The organism is Bradyrhizobium cajani (assembly GCF_009759665.1).
GTDB classification, from domain to species: Bacteria; Pseudomonadota; Alphaproteobacteria; order Rhizobiales; family Xanthobacteraceae; genus Bradyrhizobium; species Bradyrhizobium cajani.
Window position 1 is genome coordinate 95,740 of sequence record NZ_WQNE01000022.1, and the last position, 21,505, is coordinate 117,244.

21 protein-coding genes and 1 pseudogene are annotated in these 21,505 nt (G+C 63.3%); 11 read left to right on the forward strand and 11 right to left on the reverse strand.

Features of this window, described 5'->3' with window-relative positions; all coding sequences use genetic code 11:
• Position 1 precedes the first annotated feature (1 nt).
• Positions 2–1,297, forward strand: coding sequence for an MFS transporter (locus tag GPL20_RS24535; protein WP_157332404.1), 1,296 nt, complete (start codon positions 2–4; stop codon positions 1,295–1,297).
• Here the strand turns inward: GPL20_RS24535 and GPL20_RS24540 are convergent.
• The 3 genes from GPL20_RS24540 to GPL20_RS24550 form a co-directional block, all read right to left on the reverse strand.
• Entirely contained in the window at positions 1,294–2,694 is a 1,401-nt protein-coding gene (locus GPL20_RS24540; protein ID WP_254125213.1) for a carbohydrate porin, read from the reverse strand. The two genes, GPL20_RS24535 and GPL20_RS24540, sit on opposite strands and share 4 nt — an antisense overlap.
• 12 nt (positions 2,695–2,706) lie before the next feature.
• Positions 2,707–3,723 (reverse strand): transporter, encoded by a 1,017-nt coding sequence (locus GPL20_RS24545; RefSeq protein WP_157332405.1) that lies wholly within the window; start codon positions 3,721–3,723, stop codon positions 2,707–2,709.
• A 111-nt stretch (positions 3,724–3,834) separates the two neighbouring features.
• Positions 3,835–4,617: an acetoacetate decarboxylase gene (locus tag GPL20_RS24550; protein ID WP_157332407.1), complete on the reverse strand. Its 783-nt coding sequence runs from the start codon at positions 4,615–4,617 to the stop codon at positions 3,835–3,837.
• Positions 4,618–4,901: 284 nt separating this feature from the next.
• Between GPL20_RS24550 and GPL20_RS24555 the strand changes: the two genes are divergently transcribed.
• Positions 4,902–6,077 (forward strand): patatin-like phospholipase family protein, encoded by a 1,176-nt coding sequence (locus GPL20_RS24555; RefSeq protein ID WP_157332409.1) that lies wholly within the window; start codon positions 4,902–4,904, stop codon positions 6,075–6,077.
• A gap of 179 nt (positions 6,078–6,256) precedes the next feature.
• Here GPL20_RS24555 and GPL20_RS40315 read toward each other — a convergent pair.
• Positions 6,257–6,370: pseudogene (locus GPL20_RS40315) on the reverse strand (IclR family transcriptional regulator); the annotation flags it as partial.
• 189 nt (positions 6,371–6,559) lie between these two features.
• On the opposite strand from GPL20_RS40315, the gene GPL20_RS24560 reads away from it, so the two are divergent.
• Together GPL20_RS24560 and GPL20_RS24565 are read left to right on the forward strand one after the other, a co-directional pair.
• Positions 6,560–6,985 (forward strand): YybH family protein, encoded by a 426-nt coding sequence (locus GPL20_RS24560; RefSeq protein ID WP_246250910.1) that lies wholly within the window; start codon positions 6,560–6,562, stop codon positions 6,983–6,985.
• A 156-nt stretch (positions 6,986–7,141) separates the two neighbouring features.
• On the forward strand, positions 7,142–7,417 hold the full coding sequence (locus GPL20_RS24565; protein ID WP_157332412.1) for a DUF3303 domain-containing protein: 276 nt from the start codon (positions 7,142–7,144) through the stop codon (positions 7,415–7,417).
• 95 nt (positions 7,418–7,512) lie between these two features.
• On the opposite strand, the gene GPL20_RS24570 is transcribed toward GPL20_RS24565, so the two are convergent.
• On the reverse strand, positions 7,513–8,307 hold the full coding sequence (locus tag GPL20_RS24570) for an IclR family transcriptional regulator (RefSeq protein ID WP_157332414.1): 795 nt from the start codon (positions 8,305–8,307) through the stop codon (positions 7,513–7,515).
• Between the two features lie 236 nt (positions 8,308–8,543).
• Between GPL20_RS24570 and GPL20_RS24575 the strand changes: the two genes are divergently transcribed.
• Genes GPL20_RS24575 through GPL20_RS24595 form a run of 5 tightly spaced genes read left to right on the forward strand, consistent with a single transcriptional unit; the run spans position 8,544 to position 12,969 of the window.
• Entirely contained in the window at positions 8,544–9,704 is a 1,161-nt protein-coding gene (locus GPL20_RS24575) for an aminotransferase class V-fold PLP-dependent enzyme (protein WP_205751199.1), read from the forward strand.
• A gap of 29 nt (positions 9,705–9,733) precedes the next feature.
• Entirely contained in the window at positions 9,734–10,642 is a 909-nt protein-coding gene (locus GPL20_RS24580; RefSeq protein WP_157332418.1) for an amino acid ABC transporter substrate-binding protein, read from the forward strand.
• A 56-nt stretch (positions 10,643–10,698) separates the two neighbouring features.
• Positions 10,699–11,490 carry an amino acid ABC transporter permease gene (locus tag GPL20_RS24585; RefSeq protein ID WP_157332420.1) on the forward strand — a complete coding sequence of 264 codons (792 nt, stop codon included), beginning with the start codon at positions 10,699–10,701 and terminating at the stop codon, positions 11,488–11,490.
• Entirely contained in the window at positions 11,487–12,179 is a 693-nt protein-coding gene (locus tag GPL20_RS24590) for an amino acid ABC transporter permease (protein ID WP_157332422.1), read from the forward strand. The genes GPL20_RS24585 and GPL20_RS24590 overlap by 4 nt, the downstream gene beginning before the upstream one ends.
• Positions 12,180–12,201: 22 nt before the next feature.
• Positions 12,202–12,969, forward strand: coding sequence for an amino acid ABC transporter ATP-binding protein (locus tag GPL20_RS24595; protein WP_157332424.1), 768 nt, complete (start codon positions 12,202–12,204; stop codon positions 12,967–12,969).
• Positions 12,970–13,099: 130 nt separating this feature from the next.
• Here GPL20_RS24595 and GPL20_RS24600 read toward each other — a convergent pair whose 3' ends face one another.
• From GPL20_RS24600 to GPL20_RS24610, 3 genes are read right to left on the reverse strand one after another with little or no spacing between them, the layout of a single operon-like run.
• On the reverse strand, positions 13,100–13,738 hold the full coding sequence (locus GPL20_RS24600; RefSeq protein ID WP_157332426.1) for a TadE/TadG family type IV pilus assembly protein: 639 nt from the start codon (positions 13,736–13,738) through the stop codon (positions 13,100–13,102).
• Positions 13,738–14,298 carry a TadE/TadG family type IV pilus assembly protein gene (locus GPL20_RS24605; protein ID WP_157332428.1) on the reverse strand — a complete coding sequence of 187 codons (561 nt, stop codon included), beginning with the start codon at positions 14,296–14,298 and terminating at the stop codon, positions 13,738–13,740. The genes GPL20_RS24600 and GPL20_RS24605 overlap by 1 nt, the downstream gene beginning before the upstream one ends.
• 10 nt (positions 14,299–14,308) lie before the next feature.
• Positions 14,309–15,709 carry a TadE/TadG family type IV pilus assembly protein gene (locus GPL20_RS24610; RefSeq protein ID WP_167533189.1) on the reverse strand — a complete coding sequence of 467 codons (1,401 nt, stop codon included), beginning with the start codon at positions 15,707–15,709 and terminating at the stop codon, positions 14,309–14,311.
• Positions 15,710–16,148: 439 nt separating this feature from the next.
• On the opposite strand from GPL20_RS24610, the gene GPL20_RS24615 reads away from it, so the two are divergent.
• The gene (locus tag GPL20_RS24615; protein ID WP_157332432.1) at positions 16,149–17,624 is read left to right on the forward strand and encodes an FAD-binding oxidoreductase; all 1,476 of its coding nucleotides are present in this window, start codon (positions 16,149–16,151) and stop codon (positions 17,622–17,624) included.
• A gap of 27 nt (positions 17,625–17,651) precedes the next feature.
• Here the strand turns inward: GPL20_RS24615 and GPL20_RS40180 are convergent, their stop codons facing one another.
• The 3 genes from GPL20_RS40180 to GPL20_RS24630 form a co-directional block, all read right to left on the reverse strand.
• Complete coding sequence (locus tag GPL20_RS40180) at positions 17,652–17,996, reverse strand: hypothetical protein (protein ID WP_309143214.1); 345 nt, start codon at positions 17,994–17,996, stop codon at positions 17,652–17,654.
• Positions 17,997–18,632: 636 nt separating this feature from the next.
• Positions 18,633–20,192: an acyl-CoA carboxylase subunit beta gene (locus tag GPL20_RS24625; RefSeq protein WP_157332436.1), complete on the reverse strand. Its 1,560-nt coding sequence runs from the start codon at positions 20,190–20,192 to the stop codon at positions 18,633–18,635.
• Positions 20,122–21,096 (reverse strand): IclR family transcriptional regulator, encoded by a 975-nt coding sequence (locus GPL20_RS24630; protein ID WP_157332438.1) that lies wholly within the window; start codon positions 21,094–21,096, stop codon positions 20,122–20,124. Before GPL20_RS24630 ends, GPL20_RS24625 begins: the two co-directional genes overlap by 71 nt.
• A gap of 94 nt (positions 21,097–21,190) precedes the next feature.
• Between GPL20_RS24630 and GPL20_RS24635 the strand changes: the two genes are divergently transcribed.
• Positions 21,191–21,412 (forward strand): biotin/lipoyl-containing protein, encoded by a 222-nt coding sequence (locus GPL20_RS24635; protein WP_014495968.1) that lies wholly within the window; start codon positions 21,191–21,193, stop codon positions 21,410–21,412.
• The last annotated feature ends 93 nt before the right edge of the window (positions 21,413–21,505 follow it).

Sequence of the window (21,505 nt, forward strand, 5' to 3'; positions counted from 1 at the left end):
AATGATCTCGAACTGGCTCGCGGCAGCGCTTTCCCGCCGCAACATCCACTACGGCTGGGTGATGGTCGGCGTGACCTTCCTCGCCGCGCTGATCAGCGCCGGCACGGTCGGCGCGCCCGGCGTGTTCATCGTTCCGCTGCAAAAGGAGTTCGGCTGGAGCACGGCGGAAATTTCCTCCGCGCTGTCGATCCGCTTCATCCTGTTCGGGCTGATGGCGCCGTTCGCGGCCGCCCTGCTCAACCGCTACGGCCTGCGCAACGTCACGCTTGCCGCGCAGCTGATCGTCGTCTCGGCGCTCGTGCTTTCGCTTGGCATGACGCAGGTCTGGCAGCTCGTCGCGTTGTGGGGCGTGGTGATCGGCATCGGCACCGGCATGACCGCTCTGGTGCTGGGTGCAACGATCGCGACGCGCTGGTTCGCGGCGCGTCGCGGCCTCGTCGTCGGCATCATGACCGCGAGCGTCGCCACCGGTCAGCTCGTGTTCCTGCCGCTGCTTGCAAGCCTCACCGAGCGCTACGGCTGGCGGCTGGCGCTGGGCTTCGTCTGCATCATGCTCGGCGTCTCGGCGCTGGCAGTCCTGCTCGCCATGCGCGACCGACCGAGCGACGTCGGCCTGCGTCCGTTCGGCGATGAAGGCACCGAGCCCCTGCCCGCACCGCCCGTGAGCCACGGATCGATCACGGGCGTGGCGCTCGGCACGCTGCGCGACGCCTCGAAGTCGACGGCGTTCTGGATCCTGTTCGCGACCTTCTTCGTCTGCGGCGCCTCGACCAACGGCCTGGTGCAGGTGCACCTGATTCCGATGTGCCTCGATTTCGGCATCCCGCAGGTGCAGGCGGCGAGCCTGCTCGCTGCCATGGGCATCTTCGACTTCTTCGGCACCATCATGTCGGGCTGGCTGTCGGACCGCTACGACAATCGCTGGCTCCTGTTCTGGTACTACGGCCTGCGCGGGCTCTCGCTGATCTTCCTTCCCTTCAGCGATTTCTCGTTCTACGGCCTCTCGATCTTCGCGATGTTCTACGGGCTCGACTGGATCGCCACGGTGCCGCCGACGGTGCGCCTCACCGCGCAGAAGTTCGGACCCGAGCGCGCCAATCTGGTGTTCGGCTGGATCTTTGCCGGCCATCAGCTCGGCGCGGGTACTGCCGCCTTCGGCGCCGGTCTGTCGCGGACGGTCTATCAGAGCTATTTGCCCGCGTTCTTCATCGCCGGCGCGCTCTGCGTGTTCGCCTCGCTGATCGTGCTGGCGCTGTCGCGGCAGCCGAAGCCGCAGCCGCAAACGGCGATGGCCTAGTATCTGATCGTGGTGGTGACGCCGAACACAGCGGCGTCACCGATCCTGGAGATGCCGGTCGGATCGTTCGGGTTCGGTACACCGCCGGAGGGGCGGAACACGTACTGAAAATACGGCGCGATCAGCCAGCCCGGCTTGATGTGCGCCTCGTAGATCATCTCGATCAGGGTCTCTTTGCTGCGCACCGGACCCGCAACGCCAGTGTAGAAATTCGTATCGATGTCGAGATTGCGCGCGGTGTTCGAGATCCGCATGTAGGCCATCGCCACGCCGAAGCGGTCGAGGGGACGGCCGGGCGTAAAGCCGACGAAGCCGATGCCGCCGTCCATGTACAGGTCGATCAGATTGCGATCCGGCGGGCTGTAGGCGATGCGGCCGAAGGCGGTCACTCCAGGCAGCGAGGCCGAGGTGCTGGTCTCGGTGACCGACGGCGGGCGGTAGAGCACCTGCTCGATGACCGCGAAGATTCCATAGTTGCCGCGAAGCCTGGCGGGAATGCCGCTGCCGTCGGGATCGGCGATCGACTGCCCCTGCGCGGTGAAGCGCTGGCTGTCGAACGAGCCATAATGCTTCCAGGCGCCCGGCGTGAAATTGCCGGCGAGCGGACGGCCGCCGATATCGATGTCGTAGCTGAAGCGAACCTGCCCGATCACCCACGGCGGATCGTTGACGCGGAAGGCGAGGCCGTGACGGTCGCGCAATTGCGGATCGACATCGCCCGGCCCCGACGGATCGCCGTTGAACACTGCGCCATAGGCCGTGATCTTGTCGGTCAGCGCAGCCTTGATGCGAATGCCGGGCACCGCGATCGGCGGCGCCGGGCCGCCGGCCGGAAGGTTGAACGCCTTGATGGCCGGCCAGCCGAACGTGCCGTTGACGAAGAGATCGTCGGTCTGGCTGTCGAAGAACTCGACGTCGGCGGCCTGTTGCCCGGCCCTGATGTTCAGCCGGTCGTTGAAGAAGCTCTGCTCGAAATAGGCGTTGTAGAGCCGCCGGTCGGGCAGCGCCTCGATCTCGCTGATGGTGGCGAGGTTATGGACGTAGTTGCGGGAAAGCCCGCGCCCGTAGATCACGAAGGCATTGGCGTAGAAGCGCCCGCCGGTCCAGCCGACGAGCTTGTCCAGGTCGGCATCGACCGACAGATCGAGGCGGCCGAAATGGATGGCGCCGCGCGCGACACCGCCCGTCGCGTTGCCGATATTGTCGGCGATGTAGGTGGCGCCGAAATTCAGGCCCTTGTTGGCGAGCCCGTCATGCCACGCGTTGAACCATTTCGGTGCGAGCCACGGCGCCGCGCTCTCGTCCTTGGCGCCGGCGAAGGCGCCCGTCCATGCCACCGATGAGGCCAGCACGGTTGCGGCGGCTCGCAGCGGAAATCCGTGGGCAGTCCCGGTCACGGCTGGCGCAAGCTACTTGAAGATGCCCGTGCGCCGCATGAAGAGATAGGCCGCAGCGACCGACGAGGCCATCAGCACGGCGGCCCAGAGAAATCCGCTCTCGACATCGGTGAGCGGCAGGCCCTTGGTGTTCATGCCGAAGATGCCGGTGACCAGCGTCGGCGGCAGCAAGAGCGAGGTCACGATCGACAGCGTATGGAGGTGGCGGTTGCTCTCCTCCTCGTTCTTGAAGCGCAGCTCCTCCTCGAGCAGGCGGCTGCGCTCGCGGAGCTCGACGATCTCGTGATCGAGCCCGTCCAGCCGCTGCGCCAGCTTGCCGGCATGGATGCGCAAGGCGGGTGAGAGATGATCGGTGTTCTTCTGGTCGAGGCGGTGGAACAGCACGCGCAGGCCGGTGAGCTGACGATGCAGCCTGACGCAGGTCCGGCGCAGCCGGCCGAGATTGCGGCGCATCTCCGGCTTGGTGTCATCGGCCAAAATCCGTTCCTCGATGTCGTCGATCTCCTGCCCGAGCTTGTCGGCCATCCGGTCCAGCGTGTCGGCGACCTCGTCGACGATCTTCTCGAGGAGATGGGCGACGTTGTCGACGCGGTAGCCACTTTCGAGCACTCGGCGCGTCGCGTCGGCCGAGCACAGCGCCTGGTGGCGGCCGCTGACCAGGAGATGCTCGGTCATGGCGAAGCGCAGGAACGCGGTCTCCTCGGTGGCGCTGTCGATGTCGCGCACGAGATCGGAGAACACGCCGTAGACGCAATGGTCGATGACATGAAGCTGCTGGAAGGTGTCGTTGGACAGCAGCAGCTCGCGCGCGAGCGGCGGCAGCGTTGATGCCGCGATCCACGGCCGCACGCGACCATCCGTCAGATTGAAATGCAGCCAGAGCCGGCCATCATGGCTGAACTCGATCGGCTGGTTGATCGGCAGCGGCTCGGCACTGCCGTCGCCGTGCAGGCGGAATGCCCAGACCAGGCCGGGAATGGCGGGTTCGGCGCTCGATACCGCGCTGACTAGCTTCGCCGGCTCAGCCATGGCCAACCCCAACCGTCAACAGATACCCCGTTGCGGAAGATGGCTGACGGCATCTTCCGGACCCCTTGCGGGTACTCAATTACGCCAGTGTTACAGTTTGATGATGGCGCCCTACTCTGCGGCCAGCCCCGTCATGGCCGCCGCCTCGGCCTCCTTGACGTAGTCGTGCACGACACGGCCGAACGGCAGCGTCAGGTCGGCGATGTAATGGTGCGCGCCGAGGCAGCGGCGGACCGGGAAATCGGCAACCGGCGCGTTGACATGCGGCACCAGATGCAAACGGCCGGGGCCCATCCACGAGCCCTTCGGCACGATATCAGTGAGGTTGATCGCGACGAGCTGGCAGACCTCGAGGCGGCCATCGACGCCGGGGATCATCTTCAGATTGATCTGCGTCTTCGACAGCGTGGCGCGGGTGAGATCGCCGTTGCCGGCCATGCTCTCGTGCTTGTAGCCCATCGTGCCCATGGCGACGAGCTGGCCGGCATATTCCAAGGTACCCGTCAGCGTGTCCTTGACGATCTCGAGTTTGGGATGGGCGTATTTCTTGGGAAAGCCCCAGATCTCGCGGCCGGCCGCGATCGGCGGATCGTCGTCCAGATACATCTGTGAAACGAAGTTGACCTCCTCGCCATTGAGGCGCGCGGGGATGACGAGGCCGGACTCGGTGTAGCTGCCGAAGCCGGAGGAGTCCGGCATCTTGATCCATTCGTAGTGCACGATCGGCTGGTCGATCGGCTCCAGCGGCTCGGGCAGACCGGCGCGGATCAGGTCGGGATCGGTCTCGTAGGTGATGACGAGGAATTCGCGGTTGACGAAACGATAGGGTCCGGCGGGATAGCTCGGCCCGGCGGCCGGCATGGACGGAAGTCTCAGCACGTCTTCCCTGCGCATCCTGATCTCCTGTGTGATCTCTGTGATGTCCGCCCGGCAGCGTTCGGCTTGATGCAAATTGCTAGCCGCCGTCATTGACTGCGATGTGAAGGATTTCCGTCAGACGCACGACCTGTCGCCATTCCCGCCGCGGCCATCGTACATGCAGGCGATGCATCGGCGCCGCCCCTGTCATCACGCCGTCACTGCCGGACGCAATCGTTCGAGCCTTGTATTCGGAGCATGATCCTTTCGGAAAACCGCTACACACTTTTCCGGGATCATGCTCGGCAGGGAGGCACACCATGGACGCCCGCACGTCGCACCCGAGCCATCAAACCCATCAGCCTCCGTCGCGAGGCTGGCGGCCCGAGCGCTGCGATCGCGTCGCCCTCGTGCTGCAAGGTGGCGGCGCGCTGGGTGCCTATCAGGCGGGCGTCTACCAGGCGCTGCACGAGGCCGGCATCGAGCCCGACTGGGTCTGCGGCGTCTCGATCGGCGCGATCAACTCCGCCATCATCGCCGGCAACCGGCCGGAGAAGCGGCTCGAGAAACTTCAGATCTTCTGGGAGCGCATCACCAACCGCAAGATCTGGCACTACACGCCCGATGGCGACGTCTTCCGTCAGTGGCGCAATTTCACCAGCGCATGGATGACGTCCGCGCTCGGCCAGCCCGGCTTCTTCACCCCGCACCAGGTCAATCCCTGGCTCAGCCCGGTCGGCGCCAGGACGGCGACGAGCTATTACGACACCACCCCGCTCAAGGAGAGCCTGAACGAGCTCGTCGACTTCGACCTCATCAACGAGAAGAAGGTCCGCTTCGCGGTCGGTGCGGTCAACGTGCTCTCGGGCAACTTCATCTATTTCGACAACGCCCATGACGAGATCGAGCCGGAGCACATCATGGCCTCGGGCGCCCTGCCCCCGGCGCTGCCGATGGTGCGGATCGGCACCGATCATTTCTGGGACGGCGGCATCGTCTCCAACACCCCGCTCCAGCATCTGCTCGACCAGGAGGACGCGCTCAACTCGCTGGTGTTCCAGGTCGACCTGTTCAGCGCGCGTGGCGTGCTGCCGCGCTCGATCCAGGACGTGATGGCCCGCCACAAGGACATCATGTATTCCTCGCGCACCCGCCACAACACCGACGTCTATCGCCGCACGCACAACCTCAAGGTCCTGCTCTACAAGGCCCTGGCAAAGCTCCCCGACGAGCAGCTGTCCGACGAGGAGCGCGAGCTCAAGGCCAGCCTCTGCAACATGCCGGAGATCGCGATTCTGCATCTGATCTACCAGCAGAAGGCCTATGAGGGCGACGCCAAGGACCACGAATTCTCGGGCACCTCGATGCGCGAGCACTGGCAAAGCGGCTACGAGGACACCAAGCGCACGCTGAAGCGTCGCGACTGGATCAAGATGCCGGAGGAAGGCATGGGGCTCGTGGTGCACGACGTGCACCGGGAGACGGAGAGCGCGTAGCTTTCGGGGCGCTTCAAACAAAAAAGTGCGAAAACAACCCCATGCACAGTAGACGGGGTGTGGCGGATCAATACCTTAGCGCGTGCGCTGGGACGTTTGACCCGTCGGGCAAAACACTGGCATGACGCCATCATTGGGCATCTGCGCCATCGTTGTGTTCAACTTGCAGAATGGTCTCCGAGACCTTGCGGCTCCGAAACGCGAACGCTGTCGACATGGGCCACGAAATTATCGCGCACGACGCCCATCTCGCACTGCTCGCCGATTTCTCCCGCGACCGCCCTCGGCACGGCTGCATTTGCGCGCCGCTCTCGCCAATCCGCTGACCTCTCCGCAGCGACCTTCGTCAATGGTGCTGACGGTAATTCCCCGGAATTGCTGTTGCGCGTGCGCCGGTCTGGGATGGGCCAGTCAACGCATCCACTTCGAGAACAAGACGACTGCCCCTGCATCCGCATCGTAGTTTGAGTCTGGAGATGATCATGCGCAACATTGCCTCGGCGATTGCAATCGTGATCTCGTTGAGCGCGCCGGCTTTGGCTCAGAAGGCCGAGATTGAAGCAAACAATGCGAAATGGATCGAGATGTTCAACAAGGGAGATTTTTCCGGGATCGCGTCCCTCTACAGTGCCGATGCGATCGCACTCCCGCCCGGCTCCGCGATGGTGCAGGGGCGACCAGCCATCGAGGTAATGTGGAAAAGCATGGCTGAACAAGTGACCGATCCGAAGCTCACAACGGTGGATGTCAAACCGCTCGGCTCTTCCGCAGCACGCGAGATCGGCACGTTCATCCTGAAGACCAAGGGATCGACACCGCAGGAGGTGACCGGAAAGTATGTCGTCGTCTGGGAGAAGGTCGCAGACGACTGGAAGCTCGCCACCGACATCTGGAATGACGGCAAGTAGCCGTCTTACGTCCATAGTAGCGCTTGCGCCGGAAGCAGGAGGGATCAAACCGACGCGCGTGTTCATTCGCCATTGTTATTCAATACGCAGGCGCTATCGTGCGCATGCGGCGCAGCCGCGATGTTCATCCGATAATTCTAGTCATGGGAGAATCGCATGAAATTCATAACCGCCTGGAGCGTACCTCAAGGCACTTTCAATGCAGCCGTCGCCCGCTTTCTCGAGACCGGCGGCGCACCGCCCGAGGGCGTCAAGATGTTGGGTCGTTGGCATGGCATGAATGGACAAGGATTTGCGATCGCTGAATCGAGCGATCCAAAAGCCATGTATCGCTGGCTCGCGCAATGGTCTGACCTGCTCCCGTTGACCGTCACGCCTTGCCTCGAGGACGGAGACGCGGGCGAGGTGATGGCGTCGCTCCCCAAGCGTTGAGCATCAAGCGCAGAGCATCAAGCGTTGAGCATCAATACTCACATCACTGCCGCCGCAGAAACCGGCGGCAGTGACATGCTCGCCCGTGGTGGCCATCATCGCTCATCAGCGCCCTCGTCCTCCTCAACCTGCAAAATCGTCTCCGACAGCAGGGCCGCGGCCTTTTGCAGCGGCGGGATGAACCGGTCCAGTTCGGCGAAGCTGACGCGCGCCACCGGGACGGAGACGCCCAGGCAAGCGATCAATTCCCGATCCGGTGACAGAATGGGGACAGCACACCCCACCACGCCCTTCACGTATTCTTCGTTGGTCTTGGCCCAGCCGCGTTGCCGGGTGTCCTCGAGCACCTTCATCAGCGCGTGGATATCGACGACCGTCGTGTCCGTGAATTTGGTCAGGGGCAGCGCGCGGCACAGCTTCGCCCTGATACGCTCGGGCAGTCTGCTCATGTAGATCTTTCCGGTCGACGTGCAGTGGAGCGGCGCCGCTTCGCCCGGATTGAACTGAAGACCTTGCGGCTCCGACACGCGGACGCTGTCGACATAGGCGACGACATTGTCGCGCACGACGCCGATCTCGCACTGCTCGCCGATTTCTCCCGCGACCGCCCTCAGCACGGCGTGCCGCCGCGCGGTGCGGAAGGCCGCTCCGATCACGGTAGCGGACAGTGTGACGAGCTGGTTGCCCACGACGTAACGCTTGGTCCCCAACGCCTTTTGAAGCAGTCCGCGGTCTTCGAGATTTCCGATCAACCTGTGCGCCGTCGGAAGAGGCAGCGACAGCGCCTTTGCGATCTCTGCCGCCGAGACGGCTTTGCGTTGGTCCGCGACGTGCCGAACGATCGCGAAGGCGCGATCCAATGGCCCGTCCTTCTCATTGCGCTTCGTCATTGTCCCCACCGGCCAAAATAGGCAGCGAAATCAAGATCAACGCCATATATTATCATTTTTCGGAATAAAACATATTGAAAATCGACAAATTAGTTTGTCGAAATTCTGAAAGCTCATATTCTCAGCGTCGCCGGTGATTGACCAGAAATTGTGCAATGCAGTCTCGCCGTTCCCAGAATCTCGCTCCGCCGCTTGGCCGAGAGCCAAGTCGGCGGCGCGCCCAACAGGAGATGTGCATGTCTCGTCACTACGACGTCGACGCGGTGAGGAGGGAATTCCCCGCCGTCGAACGGATGGTCTATCTCGACTCCGGATTTCAAACGCCGCTTGCGCGCCCGGTAAAGGCTGCGATCGAGCTTTTCCTTCGCGAGGGTATTGAGACGGCCGGACCGAAGAGCGTCTGGCTCGACCGGGTGGAGCGGACCCGCGCCAAGGTCGCGCGCCTGCTCGGCGTGACCGCGGACGAAATCGCCTTCACGAAGAACACGTCGGAAAGCATGAACATCGCGGCGAACGCACTGCCGCTCCAGGCCGGCGACAATGTCCTGATGATCCACGGCGATCATCCGAACAACGCCTATGCGTTCCTCAATCTGCAACGGAAGGGCGTCGAAATCCGCTTCATCCCGATGACCGATGTCGTCGATGCCGAGAGCTTTGCGCCCTTCATCGACGAAAGGACGCGCGCGATCTCGATGTCGCATGTGACCTTCCACGCCGGTCACCGCTTCGACATCGAGAGCATCGGCGCGATGTGCGCCAGCGAGAAGCTCTATTTCGTCGTCGACGTGATGCAGGCGATCGGCGTCGTGCCTGTCGACGCGAAGGCGATCGGCGCCAGCTTCATCGGCTCCGGAAGCCACAAGGGATTGCTGGTTCCGCAAGGGCTCGGGCTGCTCTACTGGGATAAATCCCTTGCAGAGCTCGAGCCGGCCTATCTGGCCGCTGCGAGCCTCGCCGAGATCCCGGATGATCTCATCGCACGCCCCGACAAAATGGCGCCCTCGCCGGCCGCCAGGCGTTTCGAGCTCGGCAACTTCAATCTGCCCGCGGTCCATGCTCTCGGCGCTTCCCTCGACATGATCGAAGAGATCGGGGTGCAGAACATCCAGAACCACTGCTTCGACCTCGGCGATCACCTGATCGCGCGTCTGGACGAGCTGGGCGTTCGCCTCGTCGGCCCACGCGATCGACAGCACCGCGCGCCGCACATCTATGTCATCGCCCTGCCCGCATCTGACTGGCTCGGCCATTTCGAAGAGAACGGCGTGCGGGTGTCGCCCGAACGGGACGGCATTCGCGTCTCGCTCGGCATGTTCAACACTGTCACCGACATCGATCGTCTGATCGATGTCGTTCGCAAGCGAGGGCTCGGACGCCCCTCAGCCGCAGCCTGAATTCGTCAACCGATGGGAAGGTGAAAAGCATGAAGAAGCTCGTTCAGGTGCTGGGACTTCTCCCGGGACTGCTGGTCTCAGGACTGCTGGCCGTCAGTCCAACCCCCTCCGCGGCCGCCGACAGCCCGACGCTGGACAAGATCAAATCCAGCGGTGCGATCACCATCGGCTACCGTGAGGCGTCGATACCGTTCTCATATCTCGGCCCCGACCAGAAGCCTGTCGGCTTCTCGCTTGATCTCTGCGCGGCGATCGTCGATCGCATCAAGGAGGCGCTGAAGCTGCCCAATGTGAAGGTCAACTACACCCCGGTGAACTCCTCGAACCGGATTCCCCTGATCCAGAGCGGAACTGTCGACATCGAGTGCGGCGGCACGGCAAACGACAGGAAGCGGCAGGAGCAGGTCTCATTCTCCGTTGCCACGTTCGTCAGCCAGCCGCGTTGGCTCGTCAAGGCGGATGGTCCGAAGACCGCGGCCGACCTCAAGGGCAAGACCGTCGTCGTGACCCAGGGCTCCAACGCCGTCGGGTTTGCCCAGGGCGTGAACGCAAAGGAGCAGCTCGGCTTCAACATCGTCCAGGCAAAAGACCATGCCGAGTCGTTTCTGATGCTGACCACCGGGCGCGCCTCGGCCTTCATGGAAGACGACATCCTTCTTGCCGGCCTCAAGGCTGCGGCGCCAAATCCCAATGCACTGACGTTCCTGCCGGAGGGATACGCCAAGATCTACTACGGGCTGATGTTCACCAAGGGTGACGCCGGCTTCAAGGCGCTCGTTGACGACGTCCTGTCCAAGCAGATGGCATCGGGTCAATTCGAGAAGACCTATGTGAAGTGGTTCAACAGCCCGATTCCGCCGAAGGGCGAAAATCTCGCGTTTCCTCTCTCGGAGACGCTCAAGGACAGGATCGCGCATCCGAGCGACGCCGTCGACTGACGGCATCGCTCGGCTCTTGCAGGGCAATCCTCGTCCACACTTCCTGGAGGCTCGCGATGTTCGGAGTGCTTTTTGAACAGACGGCGGACGGCCAGCGCTATATCGACTGGCTTCTGTCCGGTCTCGGTTGGACCCTGGCTCTGGCCTTCTTCGGTTGGTGGATCGCCTTCGGCATCGGCGTGATCGTCGGCGTCGGCCGCACAGTCCAGAATCGCTTCTTCTCGGTCCTGGCCCGGCTCTATGTCGAGATCTTCCGGAACATCCCCGTCCTGGTGCAGATGTTCCTCTGGTACTTCGTTCTCCCGGAGGTGGTGCCGAGCGCGCTCGGCGATGCCATCAAGCAGATTCCGCCGCCCTGGGCCTCGTTCTTCCCGGCACTTCTTTGCCTGGGACTCTACACCGCCGCCCGCATCGCCGAGCAGGTCCGGGCGGGAATCGAAGCGCTCCCACGAGGACAGATCGAGGCCGCGAGCGCCCTCGGCCTCGGCGGCTACCTCACCTATCGATATGTCATCGTGCCGCAGGCCTTGCGCCTGATCGTGCCGAGCCTCACCAGCGAGGTAATGGGCATCTACAAGAACACCTCCGTCGCTCTCACGATCGGCTTGATGGAGCTGACCGCCCAGGCTCGTCAGATCAGCGAGGCCACGTTCCAGACATTCTCGGCATTTGGCGCGGCGACGATCATCTACCTTTGCCTGGCGCTGATCGCGTACCAAGCCATGACGTTCATCGACAAAGCCGTCCGGATTCCGGGCAGCAGCCCCGTCAAGCTCACTCCTGACCAGGATCTCGCTGCCGACATGCAGCAAGGCACCCTGCCCGGCGCCATGGAGGCTGTGAAATGAACACCCTCGATTTCTCGATTCTCGCACAATCCTGGCCCTATCTCTGGTCGGGCCTGCTCTTCTCGCTGTCGCTCACGGCCGCCGCATTCGTCATCGGCATGGTTCTCGGCACCGGCCTTGCGCTGGTCCAGCACTTCGAGATTCCCGTGGTGGCCCAGATTGTCCGCGGCTACGTTGCGGTCATCCGGTCGATCCCGCTGATCCTCGTCCTGTTCTGGTTCTTCTTCCTGGTGCCGATCGTGCTTGGGCACCTGAGCGGCAACGGGCGCCCGATTCCGATTGGCGCCACCTGGACGGCCTTCATCACCTTCGGATTGTTCGAGGCAGCCTATTACTCCGAGATCATCCGAGTCGGGCTGCGGGCGGTGAACAAGGGTCAGTTCGAGGCCTGCCAGGCCCTCGCACTGTCCACCTACGACACCTATCGCCATATCGTCCTGCCGCAGGTCCTGCGCGTCGCCAGTCCGATCATCCTGAGCCAGACCATCATCCTGTTTCAGGACACCTCCCTCGTCTACGTCCTTTCGCTGACGGATCTTCTGGGCGCCGCGTCGAAGCTCGCACAGCTCAACGGACGGCTCGTCGAAATGTACCTCGTGGTCGCGGTGACATACCTCGCCATCAGCTCCGCGGCGTCCCAGTGCGTCGCAGCCCTTCGCAAACGATACGCTGTTGCCACATCTCGATAACGCCTCGAATTGGGAGACGATCATGCCTCAAGAGACTGTGAGCGATGCCGCAGCGGCCCCCTCAATCGTCATCGTCGAGAATGTGATGAAGCGGTTCGGCGCATTCACCGCGCTGAACGACGTCAACCTCGCGGTCGGCAAGGGCGAGAAGATCGTGGTCTGCGGACCGTCCGGCTCCGGCAAGTCGACGCTGATCCGGTGCATCAACCATATCGAGAAGCACGACGGAGGCAGGATCATCGTCGACGGCGTCGAGCTGAGCCATCGCCTCGCCGACATCAACAGCGTTCGCTGCGAGGTCGGGATGGTGTTTCAAAGCTTCAACCTGTTTCCGCACCTCACGGTCGCCGAGAACTGCATGCTGGCCCCGATGAAGGTCCGCGGCATTTCGCAGGTGGAGGCGCGCGACCGCGCACTCGGCTTGCTGCGGAAGGTCCGCATTCACGATCAGGCGGACAAATATCCCGCACAATTATCGGGAGGTCAGCAGCAGCGCGTCGCCATCGCGCGGGCCCTGTGCATGCAGCCCAAGATCATGCTGTTCGACGAACCGACATCCGCTCTCGACCCCGAGATGGTCAAGGAGGTGCTGGACACCATGGTCGAGCTGGCGCGAGAGGGAATGACGATGGTGTGCGTGACGCACGAGATGGGATTCGCCCGCGAGGTCGCCGATCGGGTCGTCTTCATGGATCGCGGCTGCATCATCGAGCAGGCAGACCCGGAAACATTCTTCCGGGCTCCTCGCACGGAACGGGCGAAGGGCTTCCTGAGCCAGATCATTCACTAGGGCCGCAATCGGCACGACTCGATCGAGCAAAGATGAAACTAGGCTCGGTCGGTTGTTGCGGGTTCACCTCTCCCCAACGGGGAGAGGTGAACTCGCCGCTAGCATCGATTCAACCCAAACTCATACCGCTTTAGCAGCTCTTCTGCTGCAAATGCTGGATGCAGGTGCAGGTGGCCGTCGCCGGATATTTCACGTCGTAATAGGGAAAGCCCGTGCCGTTCGTCGAGCAGCGCGGGAACAGGTAGTAGCTGTCGGACAGCTTCACGGTGCCGCTGATGGCGTAGCCGAGATTGGGCGTATAGTCGTAGGAGACCTCGGCGAGAATGAGCGAGATGTTGGCATTTTTGCCACCCGAGGTGAAGGATGACAGCGTCATCGGGTCACCCTTGTTTCTCGCCCCTGACGAACTGGTCGACTTGCTCCATTGCACCGTCGCAGTGCCGTTGCTGTCGGTCGAGACTTCCGAGACCGTGATCGTCATCAAGGAGGTGCTGCCGTTCTTGATGGGATACGGCGCCATGATGGCGCTCGCGGCCGCGAGAATGCCGTCCATCTGAGCCGCGGTAACGGCCGTATTCTGCGTGACCATGTCCGCGACACTGTGCGCGGTCGCGCTGACCTTGACGTTCATGGCGAGGCCGTTGCCGAGCTCGACGCCGCCGACATAGAGCAACAGCATGAACGGCGCGACAATGGCGAACTCCGTCGCTGCAACGGCGCGGACATCGGTCAACAGGTGCCGGGCGCGGGACGACAGGGCGGCGATCATCAGGTGGCTCCTGGCTCGTTCTGGAACGCGGCGGACGACATGATCAGCCGGTTGCCGTTGCCGAGGTTCGAGAGATTGAAACCGAGCGGTCCGAGCACCACCGGCCAGACGTACATGACGCGGAGAACGACGATATCGCCGGCATTGCCCGGATCGTAGCTCCAGGCATTGGTGACCGCGCCGGAGCCATTGAAGGTCAGGGTGGGCATAGCTGTATTCGCGGTAGACCAGGAATTGGCCACCTGCATGTCGACCATCAGTCCGCTACAATTGAACAGGATCACGATCTGATCGCAGACCTTCTGCTTGAACGCATCCTTCGTCATGTTCGCGGACTGAACCTGCCCGGTCATGACGAGGCGCGCCGACTGACGCACGATGGTTTCGAGCGTCTGCTGGGCGAAGAAGACCAGAAACGTCTGGATGAGTGCGATGATGAGCGCGAGAAACGGCGCAGCGACAAGCGCGAATTCGACGGCCGTGGCACCCCTATCGTCCCGCGCGAAGGCAGCGCAGCGACTGCGGCGACGGTTCCTTGTTGCGACATCCGGACCGGTCATGATGGTTTCTCTACTGCACCAGGCTGGCGGTGCTTGACGCGACCTTGATGAACAGGTTCGTCAGCGCGGTGGAAATGTCGCCGCCGGTTTGAACGGCGGCATAGAAGCCGGGCGAGGCGCATGATTGGAGATTTTGCGCGATCTTGCCGGTCAAGGAGGTGGGCCCGTTGTACGGGTCGACCCAGGTCATGTACCAGCTGTTCGTGGTCGGGATATTGGGCGTCTTGAGTTGCAGGTATTCCGTGTAGAGGACCGCGATCTTGATGCCCCGGTTCTTGATGGTCGTGCATATCGCCGTGTCGAGCGGCTGCTGGCATCGACTGTTGGAGGCGAAGGTCGCGTTGGGACAAGTTGCGGCGATCTTGTCTTCGAGACCGTCGGTGACAAGGAAGATCACCTCCTGTGGCGTGTCCCCTGCCGTGTTGCTGCCAAGGCCGGGGGTCGGCATGATATTGTTGAGGCTGGTGAGCGCGCCGGAGATATTTGTGCCATTGTCGGTCTTGCAGTTGGTCACAACAACGACGCAGTTCTGGTAGGCGACCGGCATCAGCGTGATGTTGGAAACCTGCGTTCCGGCGCTGGTCGGGGTGGTCAGTGTCGCCAGCGTGTTCAAACCCAGGTCGAACGTATAGAGCGCCGCCTTGTAGGTGGTGTTGTTCAACGCCGCCATGCATTGCATGACGCCCCCCGAGACGCCCGACTGCGGGCAGTTCGACCATGTATTGAGCAGCTGGTTGACGGCACTCGTCACGAGATCGATTCGCAACGTGATATTTCTATTTCGTGCGATCGTGAGGTTGTCCTTGGTCCCGCCGTCGTGAGCGATGTTGGTTTCATGACAGGCGAAGCCGCAATTCTGCGAGGCCCCTGCAGACTGGTACGCGGGGGCGGTGTACTTGATGAGATTGGCGATGTCGGTCGCGGTCGCTCCGATCCCCATGGACGGCGAGTCATCCATCAGCAGATAGAAATTCATGTTGGGCGCGCTCGACGCCTTCGCCGTCGCCGAACCGTTGACCTGCCAGGTCTGCTTGCCGAGAACGCCGGGGAAATTGTTGATGGATTGCGCGGTGTAGGAAACCGTGATGGTCCGCGCGAGGCCGGAGTCCACGATGTTGACTGTCGGCGTCGGGGTCGCCGAGAGCCCGGCAAGATTCGCCTTGGCGGCAAAGACGGCTTCCGCCGTCGCCTTGACGACCGCTTTGTCGGTCTGGGTCAGCATCGCCGGCCTCACGGCCGCGATCGCAGCCGCGTCCGCAGCGGCGTTCAACTGCTCCCGCTTACGCAAAGCCTGCGTGTAGTCGAGCGCCATCCCCAGAAGAAAGATGGTGGGGACCATCATCAGCGCGAAGATGACGGCGACGTTGGCCTTCCGATCTGTCGCGAAACGTAGCACTACGCGGCGGAGCATGACCTTCATCCTGGTGCCGTCGTTGCGGCAACGACCCTTCCCTGAGATCGACGGAGGCCGTGCCGGGTTTGGCTCCCGACACTCGCCGTCATGCGCGGAATATGTGGATTGCCCTCTTAACCAACGCTTACGCGCCATCCACAAACATGGCGTGCGACGGATTGGGATGTGTCAAATCGAGAGAGCATCATTAATTTCTCTTAAACGCGATCGCGGAGATCGACGGTAAGAAGGGGTCCGCAGGCCCCGTTGCGGCCTCAGGGCCCCGGCCGCCGGGGGCCCCCCATCGGTCCTGCCGGCTGTGATCATGCGGCATCGGCCTTCCCCGGTTTCGGCCTTCGCTGGATATTGCCGTTAGACTCGACGGTGCAAACGTGGACAATGGCCGGAGCGCTTCGCGCGCTCAGTACACGCCAAGATGTGCTCAAGGGGAAACAAAATGCCGGCTGCCAATCCGTCGTCCCAACCCGCCATTCCGACCGCCCCCCTGACCGCCCAGATGCGCGATGCATTGCGCGCGATCGTGGGCGACAAGGGCCTGATCGAGGACGACCACGGCAAGCAGCCGTTCGTGACGGACTGGCGTGGATTGCTGGTGGGCAGTGCCGGCGCCGTAGTTCGTCCAGGCAGCACCGAGGAAGTCTCGAAGGTGGTCCGGCTTTGCCATGAGCACGGCGTCGCCATCGTGCCGCAGGGCGGCAACACCGGTCTGATGGGCGGGGCCACGCCCTGGCCAGCGCACACCGGCATCGTGCTGTCGCTCGGCCGCATGAACCGCGTCCTCGACGTCGATCCCGTCGGATACGCGATGACGGTCGAGGCCGGCTGCGTCCTCCAAACGCTTCAGGAGACCGCGGCCGAGCATGACAGGTTCCTGCCCCTCAGCCTTGGCGCCCAGGGCTCGTGCATGATCGGCGGCAATCTGTCGACCAACGCCGGCGGCGTGCAGGTGCTCCGTTACGGCAATGCCCGCAATCTCGTGCTGGGGCTCGAGGTCGTCCTGGCCAACGGCGACGTCTGGGACGGATTGCGCGCGCTCAAGAAGGACAACACGGGCTACGACCTCAAGCACCTCTTCATGGGCGCCGAAGGCACCCTGGGCATCATCACCAAGGCTGTCCTCAAGCTATGGCCGGCGCCCAAGGACGTCAGCACGGCATGGCTGGCTGTCCGGGATCCACGCGCGGCCCTGGAGATCCTGTCCGAGGCGCATGCGGCGTCCGAGGACAATGTCGGCTCCTGCGAGCTGATGAGCCGCGCCGCCATCGACATGATATTGCGCCATATTCCCGGCACCCAGGATCCGCTCAAGGCGGACACGCAATGGTACCTCCTGCTTGAATGGTCGTCCTCGCGGGCGCGCCAGGATGGGGCCGAGGGCATGTCCGAGAAAATGGAGCAGTTTCTGGCCGATCAGCTCGAGGCCGGCCGCGTGCTCGATGCGGTGATCGCGCACACGGTCAGCCAAACGCGGAACATGTGGCGCATCCGGGAAGGCTCAGCCGAGGCCTCCCGGGCCGAGGGACCGGGTATGAGCTTTGACGTGTCGGTGGCGATCTCCAGGATTCCGGAGTTCATCGACAAGGGGCTCAAGGCCGTGCTCGACATTCTCCCGACCATCAGGCCCTATCCGCTCGGGCACATCGGCGACGGCAATCTGCATTTTTCGTTCATGGGGCCCAAGGGCATGGATCAGCAGACGCTGACCCAATACAAGCCCGCCATCACCCGGGCCGTGAACGATCTCGTCACCTCCATGGGCGGCTCGATCTCGGCGGAGCATGGCATCGGCATCGACAAGCTCGACGAGCTCAGTCACTACCGGTCGAAGACCGAGCTCGACATCATGCGAACCATCAAGCGCGCGCTCGATCCGCAGAACATCATGAATCCCGGCAAGGTGCTGCGGCTTTAATCGACGCCGGGCAATTCCGCCGTTTTCTCAGCCGCGCGGGTTGACGACGGTGTAGCCCCGCAGCGAGCGCGCATGCATTCGCGTCGCACGGCCGCCCGAGTTGGCGTCATACGCCATCCACATGTCGCCGCCGAGATGCTGCTCCAGGACGAAGACGTGCCCGCGCCGGGCCGCGACCATTCCGGGTGCCGGCGAGGCGCGCGGAAACCGCAGCCAGTTGGCCGCGAGGTTCAATTCCGGGACCACACGACCGAACACGCGCAGAGCTGCGCCGCAGCCGCAGAAGGATGAGGGACAACCGGCCGGCCGACCGCCAATGACGCGGGCGCCGGCGATGCTCGTCGTCGTGGCCGCGCCACCGACATCGGTCACCGTCAGCTGCGCCGAGCGATAGGCTTGCAATGGGTGCCGGGGGCCCCGCTCGCGACGCGTCTGCGAATACGAGAAGTCGCAGGGCATGGTGACGTTGCATTCAGGGGCTTGAACCGTGCGATAGGGACGCGCTTCCGAGGCAACAGAACTAACGATAACGACAACGCACGCAGAAACTACTCGCTTGATCATTGCAGGACTCCGGCTGGAGGGCCTGCCCCGGAGGAGGAACCAATATTGATTTGGCCGAAATGGGCCCGAAGGGCGGCGGAAAATGGCAGCATTGCGGACTGGCCCGCGCAATCGCCGTAGCCCACGCGTAGCGACCGCGATGATTAACTCGCGGAGAACGAAATGGCGCGTCGTCGAAAACCGAGATCTGACCACGTGCGCATCAGCTACGACTATGTGGCCGCAAACCGCGGTCAGGCGTCCCGGTCAGCGCTCCGGCGCGCGCGGAATCTCCCATCGCTCGAGGCGATCGATTGACGCCTGCCGCTCGTGCTGGCTCAGCCAAATCGTGAGGAGAACCAACGCGCCGGCGAGAGCGCCGATCCCGAAATACAGGCTCCTCATGCGCGGTGAATGCGGCGCGCGGAGAAAGGTTCCCCGCCTGGCGCTCGCAGGACGGCCGAGCTACGGCCTGATCGTCATGTTCTCCGGCGGCCCAACTTTTCGCAGCGGCTCGGCAAGGCGCGCGAACTCGCACAAGAGCGACCTCGTCTTGCGGGGATCGACGATCTCCTCGACCCAGAACTTCTCGGCGGAGCGGAACGGCGAGCGCAGCTTGTTGAGACGCTCCTCGATCTCCTTCAGCTTGCCCGCCTTGTCCTCGGCCGCGTCGATGTCGGCGCGGTAGGCGGCTTCGATGCCGCCTTCGAGCGGCAGCGAGCCCCAATAAGCCGACGGCCAGGCGTAACGGATCGAGAAGCGGTCCGCCGGCTGATGCACGACGCCGGCGACGCCGAAGGCGTTGCGCAGGATCACGGTGCACCACGGCACGGTGGTCTGATTGACCGCAGCCATGGCGCGGACGCCGTGGCGGATGGTGGCCGCCTTCTCGGCATCAAGGCCGATCATGAAGCCCGGGCAATCCATGAGATAGACGATCGGCAGATGGAAGGTTTCGGCGAAGTCGACCCAGCGCACCACCTTCTGACAGGCATCCGCCGTCCAGGAGCCGCCGTAGTGGAAACTGTCGCTGGCGAGCAGCAGCACCGCCCTGCCCTCGAGCCGCGCAAGACCTGTGATGATCGGCTTGCCGAAGTTCTTCGAGACCTCGAAGAAGGAGCCCTTGTCGACGACCGCATCGATGATCGGCCGCATCTTGTAGACCTGCTTGCGGTTGCGTGGCACCGCGTTCAGTAGTGCCTCTTCGCCGCGCTCCGGATCGTCGTTGCAGGGCAAGGTCGGCGGCAGCTCGTAGACCGACGACGGCAGATAGGAGAGGAAACGCCGTGCGCAGGCAAAAGCCTCCTCCTCGGTGTCGACGGCATGATCGACCGCGCCGGCGCGGGTCTGGATATCGGCGCCGCCGAGCTCTTCCTTCGACAGGTCCTGCCCCAGCGCCTTCACCACCGGCGGGCCCGCGACGAACATCGCGGACTTCCGCGTCATGATGGAATAGTGGCTGGCGGCAAGGCGCGCGGCACCGAGCCCTGCGACCGAGCCGAGGCCGAGCGCGACGACCGGCACGCGCGACAGGTTCTCCGTCGTGAAGCGGTACCAGCGCGTGCCGCCGATGCCGCCCGGCAAATTCGCCGCGCCCTTGGTCTCGATGGTCTTGACCGAGCCGCCACCGCCGGAGCCTTCGATGATGCGGACGATGGGCAGGCGGAAATCATGCGCCATCTCCTCCGCCATCAAAGGCTTTGCCGAGATCGACGCATCGGCCGAGCCGCCGCGCACGGTAAAATCGTCGCCGACCACCACGATCGTGCGGCCGTCGACGCGGGCGCGACCGAACACGCAGTTCGCCGGCGTCAATTTCTGCAACTCGCCGCTGGAATCGTATTCGCCGATGCCGGAGACGGCACCGATCTCGTGAAAGCTACCCTTGTCGATCAGTCTATCGATGCGCTCCCGAACAGTCAGCCGGCCCTGGTCATGCTGTCGCTTGACCTTGTCAACGCCGCCCATCTCCCGCGCGAAGGCTTCGCGCCGGGCGAGCTCGTCGAGTTCCGGCTTCCAGTTCATTCACTCCCTCCGAGTTGATCGGCTTGTTATTGTTGTGCACGGCCATCGCGACCGGCTTGCGCGAGATGCGGTTGTTGAACACGTCGCCTTCTGCGCCTTCCATCAGGCTGCCGAGCGAGCGGCCGAGCGCGAGCATCAGCGGCGCGACTTCGTCATGCAGACGCTGCTCGTCATACATCGCCGAGAGCAGACCGATCGTGATCACCACGAAGGTCTGGTACTGCGGCGACCAGATCGGCACCGCGAGCCCGGAGATGTGCGGGCTCCACAGGCCGCAGGCCACGACATAGCCACGCTCGCGCAGCGACTGCCTGTTGGCCTCGATACGGGGCTTGAGGATCTTCGCAGCCTCGGGGGCTTCCCGCTCCATGTCCGCAATGAAGGCATCGCCGATCTCAGGCGCCAGCGCTGCGGTGTAGGCTGCGCCTGCGGCGGTCGAGGCCATCGAGATGCGGCTGCCAGTGCCTTCGTGCAGGCCGAGTGCGTTCGCCGAGCGCGCGAACTGCAGATAGACGAGATGGAAGCGGTCGGGCACGACGAAGCCGACCGTGCCCGGCAATTGCTCGGCGACTTCCTGGAGTCGCTGCCGGATCATGCTGCGCAGCTGCGCGCCCTTCATCATCGAGGCGCTCATCGCCACCGCGCTCGGGCCGATGCGATACTTCTGATCGCGCGGCAGATAGACGAGCTGGCCCATCCGCGTCAGCGTGTGCGTGAGCCGCGACACCGTCGAGCGCGGCAGACCGCAGCGATTTGAAATCTCGAGATTGCCGAGCCGGGCCTCGTGGCCCTCGAAGCATCGCAACACGTCGAACGCGCGCGAGACCACCTGGATGACATCACCTTCACCGGCGTCGCCAGCGAGCGCGCCTTGCCTACTCAACCGCTCCGATCGTCGTCCCATGTTCCCTACCGTCTGTTCCGCTCTGCGGAATTAAATTCCACTTGCAGACGACGCTACCTCAGGCATTTTGCGACGACAACAAAAAGGCGATGGCATGCCAGAAATTAAGATCGTCACCGAAGTCGCGGGACGCATCTGCGCAACTCCCGTGCAAGTTGGAGGAACCGTTGCGGATGGCGATGACGTTGTGGTGGTCGAAGCCATGAAGATGGAGATACCCGTGCCCTCGCCCGCGAGCGGCACGATCACGTCGCTGCTCGTCAAGCTCGACGACGTCGTTGCTGAAGGACAGGCGATCGCGATCGTTGCGAACTGACTGCATTTCTCCGTCGTTTCCGCGACAATCTGTCAGTCTCATTCCTGCATGCACGGTACGGCGTTGCCATCGCCTGATCACGGTGACATGATC